The organism is Nocardia coffeae, assembly GCF_019890715.1.
Classification (GTDB): Bacteria; Actinomycetota; Actinomycetes; order Mycobacteriales; family Mycobacteriaceae; genus Nocardia; species Nocardia jiangxiensis.
Map to the genome: position 1 here is coordinate 183,715 of NZ_JAINZY010000007.1, position 16,608 is coordinate 200,322.

Consider the following 16,608-nt stretch of genomic DNA (forward strand, 5'->3'; position numbering starts at 1 on the left):
GGCGCTTATACCGGACAGCGAACGGACCGCGCGGATGGTTTTACGGAAGTTGTGCATATGGCGGTGAAAACAGCGAAGATTACGGCGTGCGAACTAAATTCGCCGCAGAGCTCGCGGCGCTCAGCGAGGAACTCGGGAGGCTCGCGGAGTTGGCATCCCTGGCATCCGAACGAGCCGCGGTGGGGTTGGCTCAGGCCGATCTGACCGCCGCGTACGAGGCCCTTGCGGCCGATGAAGAACTTCAGACCGGATATACGGCCTGCGAGAATCGGGCCGTCATTCTGCTCGCACTGGAGGCGCCGGTCGCTCGCGACCTACGCCAAGTGGTCAGCGCCATCCGGATCACCGATGATCTGTCCAGGATCGGCTCGCTGATCAGCGGTATCGCCGAGATGGCGGTGCGGTACTTCCCGGATCCGCTGGCGCCGCCGGAGGTGGCCGAGCAGCTCGCGGCCGTCGGACGAGCGACTGCCGAGCTGATCGCGGCGACCAATGCGGCCATCGCCGCACCTCCGGGCAAGGGGGACGTCCTGGTTCCGCCGGATGCGGAGCTGGCCGAGCTGCGTGCCGAGGTGCTGGCCCGGGTGTCGGCCCCGGAATGGCCGCACGGTCACACGGTGGCGATGGATCTGGCGCTGTTGATCCACCACTACGAACGCTGTGCCGAGCATTGCGGGCGGATCGGCGGACTGATCAACTTCTTCCACACCGGCACGCCGCTGTCGTTGGAGGCCGCGGAGTAGACCTACGAGCCCACACCCCCTACTGTTCCCTTTTCGCCCGGCCCCGATGACGATTCCGGTCATCGGGGCCGCTGAGTTTCGCGGTGCCGTGTCTGCGTGGGATGGCGTTGCGGTGCAGCGCCTTATAGCAACTCGCCGCTACCGCTGCCGCGCGGTTGGAAGGCGCGGAGCATGGCGTGCACGCCGTAGGAGGCGACCAGGCGGCCGTCCTCGGTGAAGATCTGCCCCTGGCTCTGGGCGTGGCCACGCCCGGCATAGGTGATGCGGGTGCCGTAGAGCAGCCACTGGGAGACATCCACGTCGTCGTGAAAGGTGATGGTGGCCATGGTGATTCCGGTGGAGATGCTCCGGTGTGCCATGGCCTCGCCGAATCCGGCGTGTGGACGCAGGGCGGCGGCGACCGTCCAGTGCGTGGTGGACTGGGTCAGCAGGGCGGCGTGTAGATTGTCGCGGTCGGGTGCGTCGCGAAATCGTGTCCACACGAACAACTCCGGCGGGCCGATCCGATCGGGATCCGGATCGTAGGCATCGTCGACCACGCGGATGTCGCGACCGAGGACCTCCGTGCCCGGTATGGCCATCGGCCGCAGTCCGTCCGGTGGGGCCACCTGCGGCATCGGCGCCGCCGAACGCACCAGGTCGGGTGCGGTCGCGTCGAGCAGGGCGATGCCCGCGCAGCACAGCGAATCATCCTGGCGGATATGGATCTGTCCGGTGCCGAGCGTCCGCCCGGAACGGAGCATGTCGACCTCGATCGACAGCGGCTCGGTGTGCTTCGCGACCCGCGAGAAGATCATCGAGACCGAGGTGACCCGTTGTCGCGGAACTTCTTTCGCGGCAGCCACCACGGCGCTGCCGAGCATCTGACCGGCCTCGACGACGTTGCGGATCGTCGGGCCGTGCGCGGGTGCGAGATAACGGCCTGCGCCCTGTGGTTCGACGTCCATCAGGCGCACGAGTTCGGCCTGGGTCCACGCGGGAGCCTCGGGATCGTCTGCGGCAGGGTAAGTCTCAGCAGCCACCGCGCAGCCCGCCCGGTGTGCGGGCCGGGTTATCGGCGCGTCGAAGCGGGTGCCGCTCCTGTCGCGGACTGACAGCGCAGGCCGTATGCATGCTTCTCCTCTCGGTGAGAATGATATTCTCCAACATTGATACTAGCCTTTCTGCTGGTCCGGGAGATACGGCCGCAGCGCTTCCTCCGGTTCGATGCCGAACGAGCGCAGGGTCATGGCGACCATGGCGTACGTGCCGACGGTGAAGACCAGGTCCATCAACTGGTCCTCGGTGAGCTCTCCCGACAACGTCGTCCACGTCACGTCGGCGATGATGCCGTCGGCGAGTAGTTCGTCGACCGCGGCGAGCATCGCTCGGTCCAGCGGTTTCCATTGCGCGGCAGTGGGTTCGCCGGAGATTCGAGCGATCTCCTCGGACGTCAGGCCCGCACGCTCGCCCAGGATGACGTGCTGTGCCCACTCGTACCCGCACTGCCGCAGATGCGCCACGCGCAGGACGAGCAGCTCGCGCTGACGAGCGGTGAGCGAGGTGCCCGAGAGTAGGTGGCGGTTGAACGTCAGAAACGGTTGGGCCAGAGCCGGATAGCGTGCCAGGGTGCCGAGCAGATGGGACCCGCTCTGGTTCTCCTGGGTCGGCTTCTTCCCGATGACCGCGGAGCGGAAGCCGTCGACGAACGCGGTCATCTCCGGCGACCATTCCGGCTTCGGCAGCGGGGATATGCGGGGCATGATGGTGACTCCTCTTGTGGCGGAACGGGATCAGGTGTTGCGGCCGCCGTTGACGCCGATGACCTGCCCGGTGAGGTAACCGGCCTGCTCGCTGACCAGGAACGCACAGGTGGCGGCGATGTCCTCGGGTTGGCCGATGCGGCCCACCGGAGTCCTGGCCAGTTGCAGATCCATATCGAACACGCCTTTGCTCAGGGTGTCCCGCATCATGGGCGTTTCGATGAATCCGGGCGGAATCGTGTTGACGGTGATGCCCTTCTTGCCGAATTCGAGTGCCAGCACCTTGGTGAGTCCGACCACGCCCGCTTTCGAGGACACGTACGCGGCCATCCCGGGCACGCCCGAATGCATGCTGGAGGAGGAGATGTTCACGATGCGCCCCCACCCGGCGTCGATCATGTCCGGCAGCACCGCCTGACAGCAGTCGAAGGTGCCGGTCAGATTGACCGCGAGCACCCGGTTCCAGGTCTCGGCCGTGACCTCGAGGGAGGGCCCGGCCACGGTTATACCCGCACTGTTGACCAGGATCCCGGGTGCACCCAGTTGCTCGCGCACCTGTGCGACTCCGGCGTCGATCGCGGCCCGATCGGTCACGTCGACCTCGAACCCGAGCGCTCGATTCCCACTCTCCGCAATGGATTTCGCGGCGGCCTGCGCCGCCTCGCCGTCTCGATCGAAAATCGCCACCCGGGCTCCGTCGTCGGCCAGCCGACGGGCGATGGCCCCGCCGATTCCCGAGGCGCCGCCGGTGACGACGGCCGTGCGCGGGGTGTGTGCGGTACTCACTGGATCGGCTCCTGTCCGACGAGAGTGGACCGGTGCATGCGCCGCGGCAGCGACCGGTCGAATTCACAGGCCCGATGGACGAGCCCGGTGTTGTCCCAGATGACCAGATCCCCGACCGACCAGGTGTGCTTGTAGATCCGGTCCGGGGTGGTGGCGCGCTCCTGCAACTCGTCCAGCAGCGCCTGGCCCCGGTCGAAATCCATATCGACCACGTGCGAGGCCGAAGCGCCGAAAACCAGTGACCTGCGGCCGGATTCGTGCGTCCACACCAGTGGGTGCTCCCGATCCGGAAAGCGCGCCCAGTCCGCCTGCTGTTCCGGCGTCGGATCCGCGAAGGTCCGGCTCTGGATCCTGGCCATGCGGTGGATGACCCGCATCTCGGCGAACTGCTCGCGCTCCCGCTCGGACAACGCGTCATAGGCGGCGTAGGTGCTGGCGAACGCCGTCTCACCACCCTCCGCGGTGATCTCGTGCGCGCTCATGATCGAGGCGCGGGCGGGCACCTCGTCCATGGACCCGTCGATATGCCAGTAGTCGTTACTGGGGTAGTACTTCGCATTCGGGTTGTCCGGATCGAAGCTGATGATCATGACGTGCTCGTTCGGGAAGTTGGGGAAACTCGCCAGCGGTCCCAGCTTCCGCGAGAACGCCACCTGGGCCGCGTCCCCGGCGTGCAGTTCGGGGAACAGCAGCACGCTGTGTCGCTCCAGGAGTTCCAGACACTGCCCCGGCAGGTCCTCGTCGGCGACCAGCCGTTCGGCGTCCACGCCGAGGATCTTCACCCCGACCGTCTCACTCAATTTCTCGGTGGTGAGTGCGGACATGCGCCGCTCCTTCCTACACACTCGTGTGCTGAATTCAACGCTTACGCTGGGATTTTCGGCTCCCGCAGGTTGATCAGGGGGCGCCGATACGAGGGATCCTCGGCACTGCGCGAGGGTTTGCCGTTGCCGTGGATGCCGGGCACGTCGGCGAAGGGGATCGGCATCGTGGGCACCATGCCGGACCACTCGATCACGGTGGTGCGCAGCATGATTCGCCACCGGCCGTCGCGCCGGGTCAACCGGTCCAGGTAACGGCCGCCCGCGATCCAGTTGCTCTCGTCGCGATTTCGTGCGGCGAACAGGTAGTACAGCTCGGTGTGCGCGGTGTCGCCATCGACGTCCACCGTGAGGTTGAGCAGATTATGTTGTGTCGCAATCTGTCCCGCCTCGTGCATCGCCCTGGACCAATCGAACAGCTCGACGGGTCCGCCGACGAAATCGCCTGCTGCGATGGTGGCGTCGGAATGGAAGGCGGACAGGAACAACTCCTGATCGAAGCGGTCCATTCCCCGGCTGAACCGGGTCAGCGCGTCGAGGATGTCCTGCCGGTCCAGCAGTGCCTCGAGTCTGGCGAGGGTTTCCGCGCCGGGGGATGCGGTCATCGTGCTCTCCGTAATGCTTTGTGCGGCAAGGTCAGATGGGTGACCAGATGGGGTCGCCGCGGGTCGCTCGCAGCGAGGGGATCACCGAACCGTCGATATCGGTGATGCCGTAGTCACCGGCGAGTTCGGCAGTGATGTAGGTACCGCCGGTGCGGGCCAGGGCGTCCGGATCGGCGGCCAGGGCCGCGACCACCCGGCCCGGATACTCGGGGGAGCATCCGTTGTGCGGCAGGGTGGCGGCCTGACCGTCCAGGCCCGGGATGGTCGCCAGATTGCGTTGCGCCCGTTCGGTCCAGGTCAGTCCCTGCCACAGCGAGATCGATGTCACGCCATACGGTTTCAACTCCACGGCCATATCCCGCGCCATCCGGTCCGCCGCGGATTTCGCCGTCCCGAAGACGACTCCGTACGTATAACTCACCCCGGTGTAACCGGAGATCGCCACGACCAGCCCCGAACCCTGCGGCACCATGATCGACGCGGCGTGCCAGGCCGCCACGAAATTCGACCGGACCCCGACGTCGATCATCTCCCAGTTCGTGAGGGGTTTTTCCCAGAACGGGGCCGGATCGGTGAGATCCTCCGGCAGCGAGAACGCGTTGTTGACCAGGATGTCCAAGCGTCCGGACCGCCGCCGGACCCGGTCGAACAGGTCCGCCACCTGATCGTCGCAGGTGTGATCCACCCGCACGGCGATGCCTTCCCCGCCCCGCGCGGTACATTCGGCGGCGGTCTCGCCGACCGTGCCCGGTAGCGGACGGGAGCCGGGCGTCACCGTGCGGCCGGTCACGTACACCGTGCACCCCTGTTCGGCCAGGGCGAGCGCGATACCTTTCCCGATACCCCGGCTCGCCCCGGTGACGACGGCGACCTTGCCCGACAGTGCGGCCATCAGCGCTACGCTTCGGGCTCGTAGCCGAGGATGCCCTTGATCTCCAGGTATTCCTCGAATCCGGCTGCGCCCCACTCGCGTCCGTTGCCGCTGCGGCGGTATCCGCCGAACGGGGCGCCGAAGTCGACGGCGTCGTTGATCGAAACCCAGCCCGAGCGGATCCGGGCCGCGATCGTGCGGGCGGCGTCGAGATCGGTTCCGGCCACATTGCTGGCCAGGCCGTATTCGGTGTCGTTGGCGATGGCCACCGCGTCGTCGATATCGGCATAGCCCAGGATCGACTGCACCGGGCCGAAGATCTCCTCGCGGGCGATGGTCATATCGTTGGTGACATTCGCGAAAACCGTTGGCTTGACGAAGAATCCGCGCTCGAGGCCGTCGGGCCGCCCGGTGCCGCCGCTGACCAGCGTGGCGCCCTCGTCGATACCCGCCTGGATCAGCGCCTGGATCTTGTCGAACTGTGCCTTCGAGACCACCGGTCCGATGGTGACGTCCTCGGCCGGGTCGCCGACCGTGACCTGCTCGGCCGCCGCACGCGCGGCGTCGATCGCCTCCGCCATCCGATGCGCCGGGACCAGCATTCGCGTTGTGGCACTGCAGGTCTGCCCGGAGTTCATCATCATGCCCGCCACGCCCTTGGCGACATTGGCGGCGAATTCCGCATCGTCGAGGATGAGGTTCGGGCCCTTGCCGCCTAGTTCCTGGGTTACCCGCTTGACGGTGGCCGCGGCATTGCGCGCGATCTCCACACCCGCGCGAACAGACCCGGTGAAGGAGATCATATCCACGTCCGGATGCGCCGACAGTTGTGTTCCGACGCCCGGCCCGTCACCCTGCACAAGATTGAAAACGCCGGCGGGAACGCCTGCCGCATCGAGGATTTCGGTGAGGATCTGGGCGTTGAACGGCGACTGCTCGGACGGTTTGAGCACCATCGTGCAGCCGGTCGCCAACGCCGGAAAGAGTTTCACCGCAATCAGACTCAACGGCCAGTTCCACGGCGTGATCAGCCCGCAGACGCCGATCGGCTCCTTGATCAGCAGGGTCTGCCCGCGTCGCTCGGAGAAGGAGAATTTCTCCAGCACCGAGATCGCCTCGGCGAGATGCCCTGCCACCAGATCGAGTTGGAAGCCGTTGGCCAGTGCGGCCGGTGCGCCCATCTCCTCGGTGAGTGCCGCACCCAGATCCGCACGGCGCCCGGCATATTCGCTCTCGATGGCGCGCAGGAGGTCGAGCCGGTCGGCCACACTGGTGGCCGACCAGGTAGGAAACGCCCGGCGCGCGGCCGCGACCGCCAGGTTCACATCGGCCGCCGAGCCGAGCGAGACCCGTCCCGCCACCTGCTCGGTGGCGGGATTGATCACATCGAAAGTCGTCGGTTCCGCGGGATCGACCCACTTGCCGTCGATATAGAACTTGAAGTACTCACGCATGATTCGTCCGTCCTCGTCCCGGGCCTACTGCTGTCCCTCGGCGTACCAGGTGCGGAACTCGTCGTAGCTCGGCATCTCCTCGGAATTCGCCTTGGGGTCGACGGCGACGTGGATCACGCCGGGCTTGCCGCTGGCGTACGCCCGCTTGATGGCCGGGGCGATGTCTTCGTCGCGTTCGACGTATTCGCCGTAGCAGCCGAATCCCTCGGCGACCTTGTCCAACCGGGTCTCGGTGCTCCAGTGCACGCCGGTCTCGAGCGACCCCTGTCCGAAGGTGCGCTTGTAGACCCCGACCTCGAGACCCCAGGCGTAGTCCACGCCCACCACACAGACCAGCGGAAGATTCAGGCGCGCAGCGGTTTCCAGCTCGGCAATCTGGAACTGGAACGACGAATCGCCGGTGACCAGCATGACCGGGCGCTTACCGCCGTCGGCGACCGAGGCGCCGACCGCGTACGGCAGACCCGTGCCCAGATGACCGAAGTTCTGGTTCCAGATGACGTCGTGCGGTTTGGCCTGCGAGTAGGTCCAGCCGAAAATCGTTGTCGCACCGCCGTCGCGGACCATGATGCCGTCCGGCGGGAAGGCCTTGGTGGCCTCCACGCTCAAGCGCGCCGGATGGACCGGCGACATCCCGGAGGGCGCGGATTCGGCCAGTTCGGCCAGTCGGGCGGCATCGCGTTCGATCCACCCGGCCAGTTCCGGGGACGGGCTGCGCGGGGTGTCGCGCAGCGCCTCGATCAATTGCGGAACGATCGCGCGCAGATCGCCGACCAGCGGCACATCGATCGGGCGGTTCACTCCGATCGAGGACGGATCCTGTTCCACCAGAATCCATTTCCGGTTCGCCTCGTTCGCCACCCAGTGGTAGCCGCGGCCGAAGTGCACCGGCTCGCCGAGTTCGGTGCCGATGGCCAGGCACAGATCCGACTGTACGACCGCCTCGACGGCCGAGGGCGAAAAGCCGTACGGGAAGGTGCGATCCTCGAGCCCGGCGATGTAGGAGGTGCCGCCGGAGGTCTGGATGACCGGTGCGGCAACGAGATCCGCGAGTTCCTTGACCTGTGCCCCCGCCCGCGCGGTGTGCACGCCGTGCCCGACCAGCAGCACCGGCTGCTTCGCGGCCCGGATGGCTTCGACGGCCTCGGTGATGCGATCGGCTCCCGCGGTCTGGCCGACGAGCCGGTATGCCTTGGGCGGCAACGCCGGTGGAACGTCCAGATCCTCGAGGATCACATTCGAGGGGTATTCGATGTACACCGGTCCGGGCGTGCCCGACAGGGCCTTGCGCAGGCCCTCGCGGATGATCTCGTCGGTCTGATCCGCGTATTCGATACTGGCGCTGTACTTCACCGCGTTCTCGATGAGCGGGGTCTGCTGCACGAACTGGATGCGCCCGCGGCGAACCCGCTGCTCGGTGATCCGGGCGCGCTGGCCGCCCAGGAAGATCACCGGGGAGTTCTCCACCTTGGCGCACATGATCGCACCGGCCAGGTTCGCGATACCCGGTCCGAGCGTGCCGATGCACACCGCGGGCTTACCGGTCATGCGCGAGACCGCCTCGGCCATCATCCCGGCCGATTCCTCGTGATGCGGCGCGACGACCGTCCAGCCGCGCTCCTGCGCGCGGTGGAACATATGCACGAAATTCGGATCCGGGATGCCGAAGATGGTGTTGATCCCCTCGGCCTCGAAGAGTTCCAGAATGCGTTCGTAGACCTTCACTGTCATGCTGTGCCTGCTTCCCTGATCAGGTAGTAGCGGGAGTGGTTCGGGTCGATGCCGTGCCGACCTTCGGTGCGGATTCGGCAGCCATCGCGAAGCTCCTGCCGATGTGGTCCGCGTGCGCCGACAATGGCGGCAGGATCCAGGAATCGTGGGTGTCGCGGATTTCGTCGATGTGGTCGGCGACCTCGTCGACGGTCCAGGACGGCCGGTACACCCCGGGCGTCTCGGCGATGTACGCACGGGCCACGCGTCCGGCGATCGCGACGAGCAATTCCCCGGTGAGCGAACAGGATTCGTGCGCCAGGTAGCCCACCGCGGGCGCGACCAGATCCGGACTCATATCCGGGTAGGCGGAGGTGTCCAGTCCGTCGGCCATCCGGGTCAGCGCCGAGGGGATGATGACGTTGCTCGTGATGCCCGCGTCGGCGCCCTCCAGCGCGACGACGTTGGACAGCCCGATCACCCCCGCCTTGGACACCGCGTAGTTGGCGACCGACTTGTTGCCGTAGATGCCGCCGATCGAGGAGGTGAGCACCACCCGCCCGTATCCGGCCGCGCGCATCACCGGAAAGGCCGCGCGCACGACGTGGAACGCGCCACGCAGGTGCACGTCCACGACCGCTTCGAAATCCTCGTAACTCAACTCGGTGAGCGATCCGTAGCGGACGTTTCCGGCGTTGTGCACGAGGATGTCCAGGCGGCCGAAATGCTCGACCGCCGATTCGACGATCGCCCGGCCGCCCTCGGGGGTGGCCACCGAGGCGGTGCAGGCGACGGCGGTTCCGCCCGCCGCGGTGATCTCCCGGACCACCTCGGCGGCCACTCCGTCGTCGGGGGAGTCGCCGCGCACACTGGCGCCGGGATCGTTCACCACGACCGAGGCGCCGCGCTCGGCGAGCAGCATCGCGTAGGCGCGGCCGAGACCTCTTCCGGCGCCGGTGATCACGGCGACGCGATCATCGAATCGCAAGGAGGACAACGGCTTACCTCTCCTTCAGGGACAGGCCCGCCAGATCGCCCGCGTCGCGCCAGGTTTGCAGCAGCTCCTCGAGCACGTAGAACCCGCCCCAGAACGGATCACCCAGGAACGAGCGGCCGTTCGGCTCGCCCTCGCTGTTGTAGTAGCCCGGCGTGCACTCCGTGACGAAGGTGCTGTTGTCCACGGTATTGGCCCGCACGGTGCTGACCCACTCCTGCTCGGCCGCCTCGGTCGGCTCCACGGCCGTGAGCCCGCGTGCCTTGGCCTCGGCGATGATGTAGGCGATGTGGTCGGCCTGCTGCTCGAACATCAGCGTCGTGGCCGCGGTGACCCCGCCCTGGATGAATCCGGTGAAGTAGATGTTCGGGAAGCCGTTCGTGCTCATCCCGTGCAGGGTGCGAAAACCCTTGCCCCAGTGCTCGTACAGCGATCGGCCGTCGCGGCCGGTGAACGGTTCGATGTCGTACTGCCGGTCCAGCGAGGTGGTGATCTCGAAGCCGCTGGCCAGGATGATGCAGTCCACTTCGTATTCCACGCCGCCGGCCACGACGCCCTTCTCGGTGATCCGCTCCACGCCCTTGCTCGCCGAGACGTCCACCAGGGTGACGTTGGGGCGGTTGAAGGTCGGCAGGTAGTCGTCGTTGAACACCGGCCGCTTACACATGTTGCGGTAGTACGGCTTGAGGATCTCCGCGGTCTCCGGATCGGTCACCGTCTGCGCGATCCGCTGCCGCAGCCGCTCCATCGACCGGTAGTCCTCGATCTCCTTGAGCTCCAGGAACTTCGCCGGATCGGCCAGGGCCGCCCAGCCGTTCGTCTCGTTGAGTTTGGCGGCCAGATTGCGGGCGACCTCGGTCCAGCCGTCGCAGATCAGGTCGGGCTCGCCGGGGGAGTAGAAGGCGAAGGCCGCGTTGTGGAAGTTGCGTTGCCGATCCGCGCGCCACCCGGGTTCGAGGGATTTCACCCATTCCGGATCGGTCGGGTGGTTGTCCCGCTCGAAGATGTAGGACGGGGTCCGCTGGAACACCGTCAGATGCTTCGCTCCGCGGGCCACGTGCGGAATAGCCTGCACGCCACTGGAACCCGTGCCGATCACAGCGACCCGCTTGTCGCCCAGCCTGTCCAGGCCGCCGTGCAGATTTCCGCCGGTGTACTCGTAGTCCCAGCGCGCGGTGTGGAACAGATGTCCGTCGAAATCCGCGATTCCCGGGATGCCGGGCAGTTTGGGCCGGTTGTATGGGCCCTGGCACATGACCACGAAGCGGGCGTCGATCGTGTCGCCGCGATTGGTCGTGATCCGCCAGCGCTCGAGTTGCGCGTCCCATTCCAGTGAGCGGATCAGCGTGTGGAACAACGCGTGCTCGTAGAGGCCGAAATGCCGGCCGATGCGCTGGGCGTGTTCATAGCATTCGTCGCCGTGGGAGAACTTCTCCTTCGGCATGAAACCGGTTTCCTCGAGCAAGGGGAGATAGCAGTAGGAATCCGAGTCGACCTGGATCCCCGGGTACCGGTTCCAATACCAGACACCGCCGAAATCGCCGCCCAATTCGATGATCCGGAAATCGGTGACCCCGGCCTGCTGCAGCCGGTGCGCGGTGATCAGACCGGCGAAACCGCCGCCCAGCACCGCCACCTCGAGCTCGCCGGAGATCGGCTCGCGCGCTTGGACGGGCAGATGCGGATCGCCCTCGTAGAAGTCCGCGAATTCGTCGTCGGCCTCCAGATATTGCTGTTGGCCCTCCGGGCGCAGCCGCTTGTCCCGCTCGGCCAGATATTTCAGCCGCAGCGCCTCCCGGTCGACCTCGGGTGTCTGCGTGGGTGAGCAGTTTTCCATCCAAATTCCTTATTACTCAGACCAGGTCGCGTGGCTCGCCGGTGCCCATGTAGGACGCGAGGTTGTGGTGCAGGTTCACGATGGTGCGTTCGCGGTACGGATTCGGTTTGAGGCCGGAGAATCCGCGGGATTTCATGCCCTGCTGAACCGCGGCCATATTGTCGAAATCCTGGGGGAGCACGGTGCGCCAGCCCTCGTCGCCGACCGGGGTGTAGATCCATTCGGTCTTCGGCTCCTGGCCGGGCGGGAACAGTTCGAACACCGAAGCTTCGAAGATGCACTTGTCCGGATCGAACCCGTAGGGCCGGAATCGGTAGCACAGCATGTTGTTCGGCGCGTGGCCGATCTGGAAGTTGGGGAAGATCTGCCACGAGGTGCCGCTCTTGGCGACGATCTCGGGATCGACGGTCGGCCAGATCACCCCGCGTTCGGCGTCCTCGCGCCGGCAGGTTTCCAGCCAGTACCGCAGCACCTCACCGGGCGCGGTGCCCTCGGGCAGTTCCTCGGCCAGCCGATTGGCCACGGCCACCATGGATTCGGTGGTGTTGGTGTTGGCGTTCTCCCAGGTGAAATTCTGCAGTTGCGCGGTGGACAGCCGCGCGTCCGCGCCGCTGCCGATACGCAGCTTGCCCTGGTTCTCCTCCATACCCTTCGGCGCGTCGTAACCGATATTGCTGTGCTTGCCCTGCGCGCGGCCCCAGCCCAGGAAGTCGCCGAAATTCATGAATTCCGGGTGGGTGTAGGGCACGTGGTAGGTCTCCATGAACGCTTCGAAGGCGACCTTCCAGTTGCAGTCGAAGGTCAGCCAGCGCCGCCACCGGTATCGCATGTTCTCCAGGTGGAACGGATCCAGCAGGGTGGCAGCGGGTTCCAGATATTCGCGCAGTGGTTCCGCATCCGGATCCAGGGTGATCCAGACCCAGCCGCCCCAGGTGTCCAGGCGGACCTGGTTCAGGCCGTCGTTGCGTTCGGTCAGCCCGCACGGCCAGTCCCCGCGCTCGGGCACGAAGGTGTTGTTGCCCTGCAGGTCGTAGCGCCAGCCGTGGAATCCGCAGACGAACTGTTTGCGGCTGCCGCGAGCGTCGTGCGCGCCGGGCGGGGTGTCGACCAGTCGGCGGCCGCGATGCGCGCAGACGTTGTGGTACGCGCGAATGGTGTCCTCGGCGGTGCGCACGACGATCACCGAATCGTCGAGGATCTCGTAGCTGAGGAAATCGCCCACCCGGGGCAACTCCTCCACCCGGCACACCTGCTGCCACACCTTGGCCCACAGCCGATCCCCTTCGGCGCGAGCGTATTCCGGGGAGGTGTACGCCTCCACGCCGATCGTCATCGGGGTGGAGAGTTGTTCGGCTGCTGTCTCGGTCATGGGTTACTCCTGGTGATGGCCGCGCGGAACGATTCGTCCTTCAGGAACAGGGAGGTGTTGTCGGCGCCCAGATGGGTCCACTTGAGATTCAGGCCGCCGTCCACGAGCAGGGTCTGTCCGGTCACGTAGCCGGACAGTTCGGAGAGCAGGAACAGGATCGCGCCGGCCTGCTCCCGGGGCGTGCCGCGCCGGCCCATGGCGATGGCGCGGCGGTCGCGTTCGGGATCGGTGTCGACATAGGTGCCCGAGGCGGGCGTTTCGGTGACGCCGGGCGCGACCGCGTTGATCCGGATGTCGTCCAGCGCGAGTTCGACCGCCAACGTCCGGGTGGCCGCGACCAGCGCGGCTTTCGCTGTGCCGTAAGCGATGTGGAACGGCGCGGTGTTCATCCCGCTGATCGAGGAGAGCGAGACGATCGAGCCGGGCAGGGACTGCGATTTCAGTTCCGCCGCGACGGCCTGGCTGAAGAAGAACATCGTCTCGAGGTTCTGGGTGAACAGCGCCTGCCAGTCCGAGCGGGTGACCCGGGTCGCGGGCATCCAGGTGCTCGGCGCGGCGCCGCCGGCGACGTTGACCAGGCCGTAGAGCTGGCCGTCGGTCTCGCGGGCGCGCTGCATGACCGTCGCGATGCCCTCCTCGGTGGACGCGTCGGCTGCCACGGAGATGACCGGAAGCCCCTGGGCGGCAAGGGGTTCGATGTGTTTCGCGAGGTTCTCCGGTGAGCGGCTGACGGCCAGGACGGTGCCTCCGGCCTCGGCGACCAGGCGGGTCACTGCGGTGCCGATACCGCCGCCGCCCGCGCCGGAGACTATGACGATGCGGCCGTCGAGGCCGAAGAATTCGTTGGTCATCTGGCTCACTCCGTGTACCGCAGCGCCAGCACGCTGCCCTCGGCGTCTGCGGACAGGTAGATCGTGCCGTCGGGTCCGGCGGCGATCCCCGCGAACGGGCCCATCGGACCGGAGAACGGGGGCGTGCCCAACAGCGGTTTTGGCACCACTCCCGGCGGAGCGCCGAGCGGAAGATCCGCCGCGATCGTCTCGCGTTCGCCGGTGACGAGATCGACGCCGATCAGGGCGTTGAGCCCGACGTCGACGATGAGCAATCGGTTGCCGCGCACCAGGATTCCTTGCGGGGTGTCCAGACCGTCCACCACGGTGTCCACCCGGCTGCCGATCGAGACGACCCGTCCGGCGCCGGATTCGGAGACCAGGGTCGCCCCGTCCGGCCCGAACGCGACGCCCATCGGATCCCGCAGGCCGGAGGCGAGTACATCGGCCCCGCCCGCCCGGACCGACAACACCCGGCCGGTGCCCAGCTCCGCGGCGACGATGGCTCCGTCGGGTCCGGCGGCGATGCCGTAGAGCTGGTCGAATCCGTCGGCCACCACCTCGGTCTCCGGCTCGGGATGCAGCCGGTGGTAGGCGATCTGCCCGCCGGAGGTGGCGCACAGGAACTCTCCCGGGCCCACGGCGCTGACGCCGCGGACATAACCGGGCGTCCCGGCGCTGAAAAGCGATGCCACCACGCGCAATTCGCCATCGCGCAGCACGTAGAAGAAGGTGCCGTCGGCGACGTAGAGATTGCCCTCGGCATCGACGGTCAGATCCAGCGGCCACATCAGGCCGCCGTCGAGCACGGTCTTGGTTGCTCCGTCGGACAGGATCTCGGTGATCTCGCCGCAGAAGTTCGAGACGAACAGCCGGTCGCCGACGAACGTGCAGTTGTCCAGGCCGGGCGCGAGCTGCGCCAGGACCCGGCGCTCACCGGTGCGTGGATCGATGCGCAACACCTCGCCGGTCGCTACCTGCGTGGAGACGATACGTCCCGCGGAATCGAATTTGACCGAGTCGGGCGTGCCGAGATCGCCTGCGACACGCTCGGGTTCACCGCCGTCCGGATCGATCCGCCAGATGTCGTTGGAGCCCATCACCGGGTAATAGAGCAGGCCGTCGGGGCCGACCTCCATGGCGTTGGGCATCACCAGGTTGTCCTGCAGGACGCGCGGTGCGCTGCCGTCCAGCGGGAGTTCCATCAGGCGCCCGCCGATCCGGCACTCGTTGACGAACAGGCGGCCGTTGTGCACGGTGATCCCGTTGGCGCCGGGCAGATCCGCGCGGATCACCCGGGTGCTGCCGTCGGTGTTGCGCACGCTGACCCGCGCGTCCATGTACTCGGTGGCGATGAGGTTGCCGCCGGGATCGAAGGCCAGGTCGTCGGGGGCGATGATGTCGCTGCCCTTGGCGCTGACGGTTTCGAGATCGCCGGTGGTCACATCCAGGGCGCTGATCTGGCTGCCCGCGACCTGGGCGACGTAGACGCGGCCATCGGGTCCGGTGCGTAATCCGTTGGCGCCGAACAGTCGGCTCGGCGGAGTGAGCCGTCGCAGGCTCCATCCGTCGGCGAGGGTAACCGGAGTGGTGCTGCTGTAGCGCGCCCCCAGGGTCACGGCGGGGCCTCCCATGCTGAAGAGAACGTCGGTGTTTTGTCCGAAAGGTGGCTGCGGACCCGGCCGAATCGGCGGTCGTGACGCACGCCACTTTGCGTGGGGCTACGCTACTTCAATCCTCATAAGGATAGCAATACTTGAAGGGCTGTTTTTCCGGGACTACACTGCCCGGCGCTGTGACGGGGATGGCGGGCGGCATGGCCCGGACCGCTTCGGGCCCGGATGGGTTGCGGCCGTGCGAAAGTCCGCTCGGTGGGGAGGCGTCGACGATGTGCGACGTGCGCGGGTCGGTCCGGGTGTGGCGGCGGTTCCGTCGGCAGGCGGAAACCGCGTGCCGGACAGCTCATGGTGTCCGTGGGTGAAAGCGGCTGCGGAGCAGCGTGATCCGTGCCGGTCGGGCGGCTCGCGTCAGCTCAGACGCGGGGGCCCCGGCTCGACTGGATCGCCTGCCGGGCCAGGTCGGAGGTGGCGTTGACGATGCCGTTGTCGAAACGCTCCAGGACCAGCGCCTGGGTGGCGGTGAGGTGGGCGCGGTAGAGGCGCTCGGCGGCCTCGGCGCGGCCCGCGGCGATCTCCTCGAGCAGGCGGCGGTGCGTGCGGACCGACTCCTGGGACTCGGAGGGGGAGGGGTACTCACCGCGTTTGGTGAGCACCTCGGCCCAGGCTTCCTCCTGGGAGGACCACAGGGCGACCAGGCTGCTGACCACGTAGCGGATGGTCGCGTTCGGGGTGAACGAGACGATCAGATCGTGGAAGTCCCGGGCGGTGTGGGTGAACGGTAGACCCTCGCCGATCAGCTCCGCGGACGCCTCGATGCTCGCCTCGAGCGCCGGGACGATCACCTCGGCGCGGTCCTCGCGACGGGCGCATTCGGCCGCACACAACGGTTCGAGCGTGCGCAGTCCGGCGGCCAGATCGCCCAGGGTGACCTTGGCGCCCTGCAGGGCCAGACCCAGGTGGTATGCGGCGGAGGACTCGTCGGGACGGTGCACCTCCGCGCCCCCTACATTGCCGCGCCGCACCGTGACCAGGCCCTCGGTCTCGAGTATGCGCAGCGCCTCGCGGATCGACGGGTAGCTGACGCCGAAATCCTGCACCAGCTGGTCCTGGGTGGGCAGGCGGTAGTCGTCGTCGCCGGACAGGATGCGGGTGCGCAGTTCCGCGGCGACGGTCTCCGCGATGCGGCGTTGCGGGATCCGGCCGCGCCGTGCGTTGGTCATGCTGTTC

Annotated in this window: 15 protein-coding genes; 1 reads left to right on the top strand and 14 read right to left on the bottom strand. The window is 67.1% G+C overall.

What is annotated here, in order from left to right; translation table 11 throughout:
* Positions 1–86 precede the first annotated feature (86 nt).
* Positions 87–743, top strand: a complete 657-nt coding sequence (locus tag K7711_RS25455; protein WP_222971964.1) for a phosphate signaling complex PhoU family protein — start codon at positions 87–89, stop codon at positions 741–743.
* 122 nt (positions 744–865) lie between these two features.
* Here the strand turns inward: K7711_RS25455 and K7711_RS25460 are convergent, their stop codons facing one another.
* The 14 genes from K7711_RS25460 to K7711_RS25525 form a co-directional block, all read right to left on the bottom strand.
* The gene (locus K7711_RS25460) at positions 866–1,765 is read right to left on the bottom strand and encodes an acyl-CoA thioesterase (RefSeq protein WP_222971965.1); all 900 of its coding nucleotides are present in this window, start codon (positions 1,763–1,765) and stop codon (positions 866–868) included.
* A gap of 132 nt (positions 1,766–1,897) precedes the next feature.
* On the bottom strand, positions 1,898–2,485 hold the full coding sequence (locus tag K7711_RS25465) for a carboxymuconolactone decarboxylase family protein (protein WP_222971966.1): 588 nt from the start codon (positions 2,483–2,485) through the stop codon (positions 1,898–1,900).
* A gap of 30 nt (positions 2,486–2,515) precedes the next feature.
* Complete coding sequence (locus tag K7711_RS25470) at positions 2,516–3,271, bottom strand: SDR family NAD(P)-dependent oxidoreductase (protein WP_222971967.1); 756 nt, start codon at positions 3,269–3,271, stop codon at positions 2,516–2,518.
* Complete coding sequence (locus K7711_RS25475; RefSeq protein ID WP_222971968.1) at positions 3,268–4,095, bottom strand: TauD/TfdA dioxygenase family protein; 828 nt, start codon at positions 4,093–4,095, stop codon at positions 3,268–3,270. The genes K7711_RS25470 and K7711_RS25475 overlap by 4 nt, the downstream gene beginning before the upstream one ends.
* A gap of 41 nt (positions 4,096–4,136) precedes the next feature.
* Entirely contained in the window at positions 4,137–4,697 is a 561-nt protein-coding gene (locus K7711_RS25480; RefSeq protein WP_222971969.1) for a nuclear transport factor 2 family protein, read from the bottom strand.
* 31 nt (positions 4,698–4,728) lie between these two features.
* Positions 4,729–5,589, bottom strand: a complete 861-nt coding sequence (locus tag K7711_RS25485; protein WP_222971970.1) for an SDR family NAD(P)-dependent oxidoreductase — start codon at positions 5,587–5,589, stop codon at positions 4,729–4,731.
* A gap of 5 nt (positions 5,590–5,594) precedes the next feature.
* Positions 5,595–7,022 (bottom strand): aldehyde dehydrogenase family protein, encoded by a 1,428-nt coding sequence (locus K7711_RS25490; protein ID WP_222971971.1) that lies wholly within the window; start codon positions 7,020–7,022, stop codon positions 5,595–5,597.
* 24 nt (positions 7,023–7,046) lie between these two features.
* Positions 7,047–8,753 carry a thiamine pyrophosphate-binding protein gene (locus K7711_RS25495; RefSeq protein ID WP_222971972.1) on the bottom strand — a complete coding sequence of 569 codons (1,707 nt, stop codon included), beginning with the start codon at positions 8,751–8,753 and terminating at the stop codon, positions 7,047–7,049.
* Between the two features lie 19 nt (positions 8,754–8,772).
* The gene (locus tag K7711_RS25500) at positions 8,773–9,729 is read right to left on the bottom strand and encodes an SDR family NAD(P)-dependent oxidoreductase (protein WP_222971973.1); all 957 of its coding nucleotides are present in this window, start codon (positions 9,727–9,729) and stop codon (positions 8,773–8,775) included.
* 4 nt (positions 9,730–9,733) lie between these two features.
* Entirely contained in the window at positions 9,734–11,563 is a 1,830-nt protein-coding gene (locus K7711_RS25505) for a flavin-containing monooxygenase (RefSeq protein WP_222971974.1), read from the bottom strand.
* A gap of 16 nt (positions 11,564–11,579) precedes the next feature.
* Complete coding sequence (locus K7711_RS25510; RefSeq protein WP_222971975.1) at positions 11,580–12,932, bottom strand: aromatic ring-hydroxylating oxygenase subunit alpha; 1,353 nt, start codon at positions 12,930–12,932, stop codon at positions 11,580–11,582.
* On the bottom strand, positions 12,929–13,783 hold the full coding sequence (locus K7711_RS25515; protein ID WP_222971976.1) for an SDR family NAD(P)-dependent oxidoreductase: 855 nt from the start codon (positions 13,781–13,783) through the stop codon (positions 12,929–12,931). The genes K7711_RS25510 and K7711_RS25515 overlap by 4 nt, the downstream gene beginning before the upstream one ends.
* A 5-nt stretch (positions 13,784–13,788) precedes the next feature.
* On the bottom strand, positions 13,789–15,381 hold the full coding sequence (locus K7711_RS25520; protein WP_372460187.1) for an SMP-30/gluconolactonase/LRE family protein: 1,593 nt from the start codon (positions 15,379–15,381) through the stop codon (positions 13,789–13,791).
* A gap of 413 nt (positions 15,382–15,794) precedes the next feature.
* Positions 15,795–16,601 carry a FadR/GntR family transcriptional regulator gene (locus K7711_RS25525; RefSeq protein ID WP_222971978.1) on the bottom strand — a complete coding sequence of 269 codons (807 nt, stop codon included), beginning with the start codon at positions 16,599–16,601 and terminating at the stop codon, positions 15,795–15,797.
* Positions 16,602–16,608 lie beyond the last annotated feature (7 nt).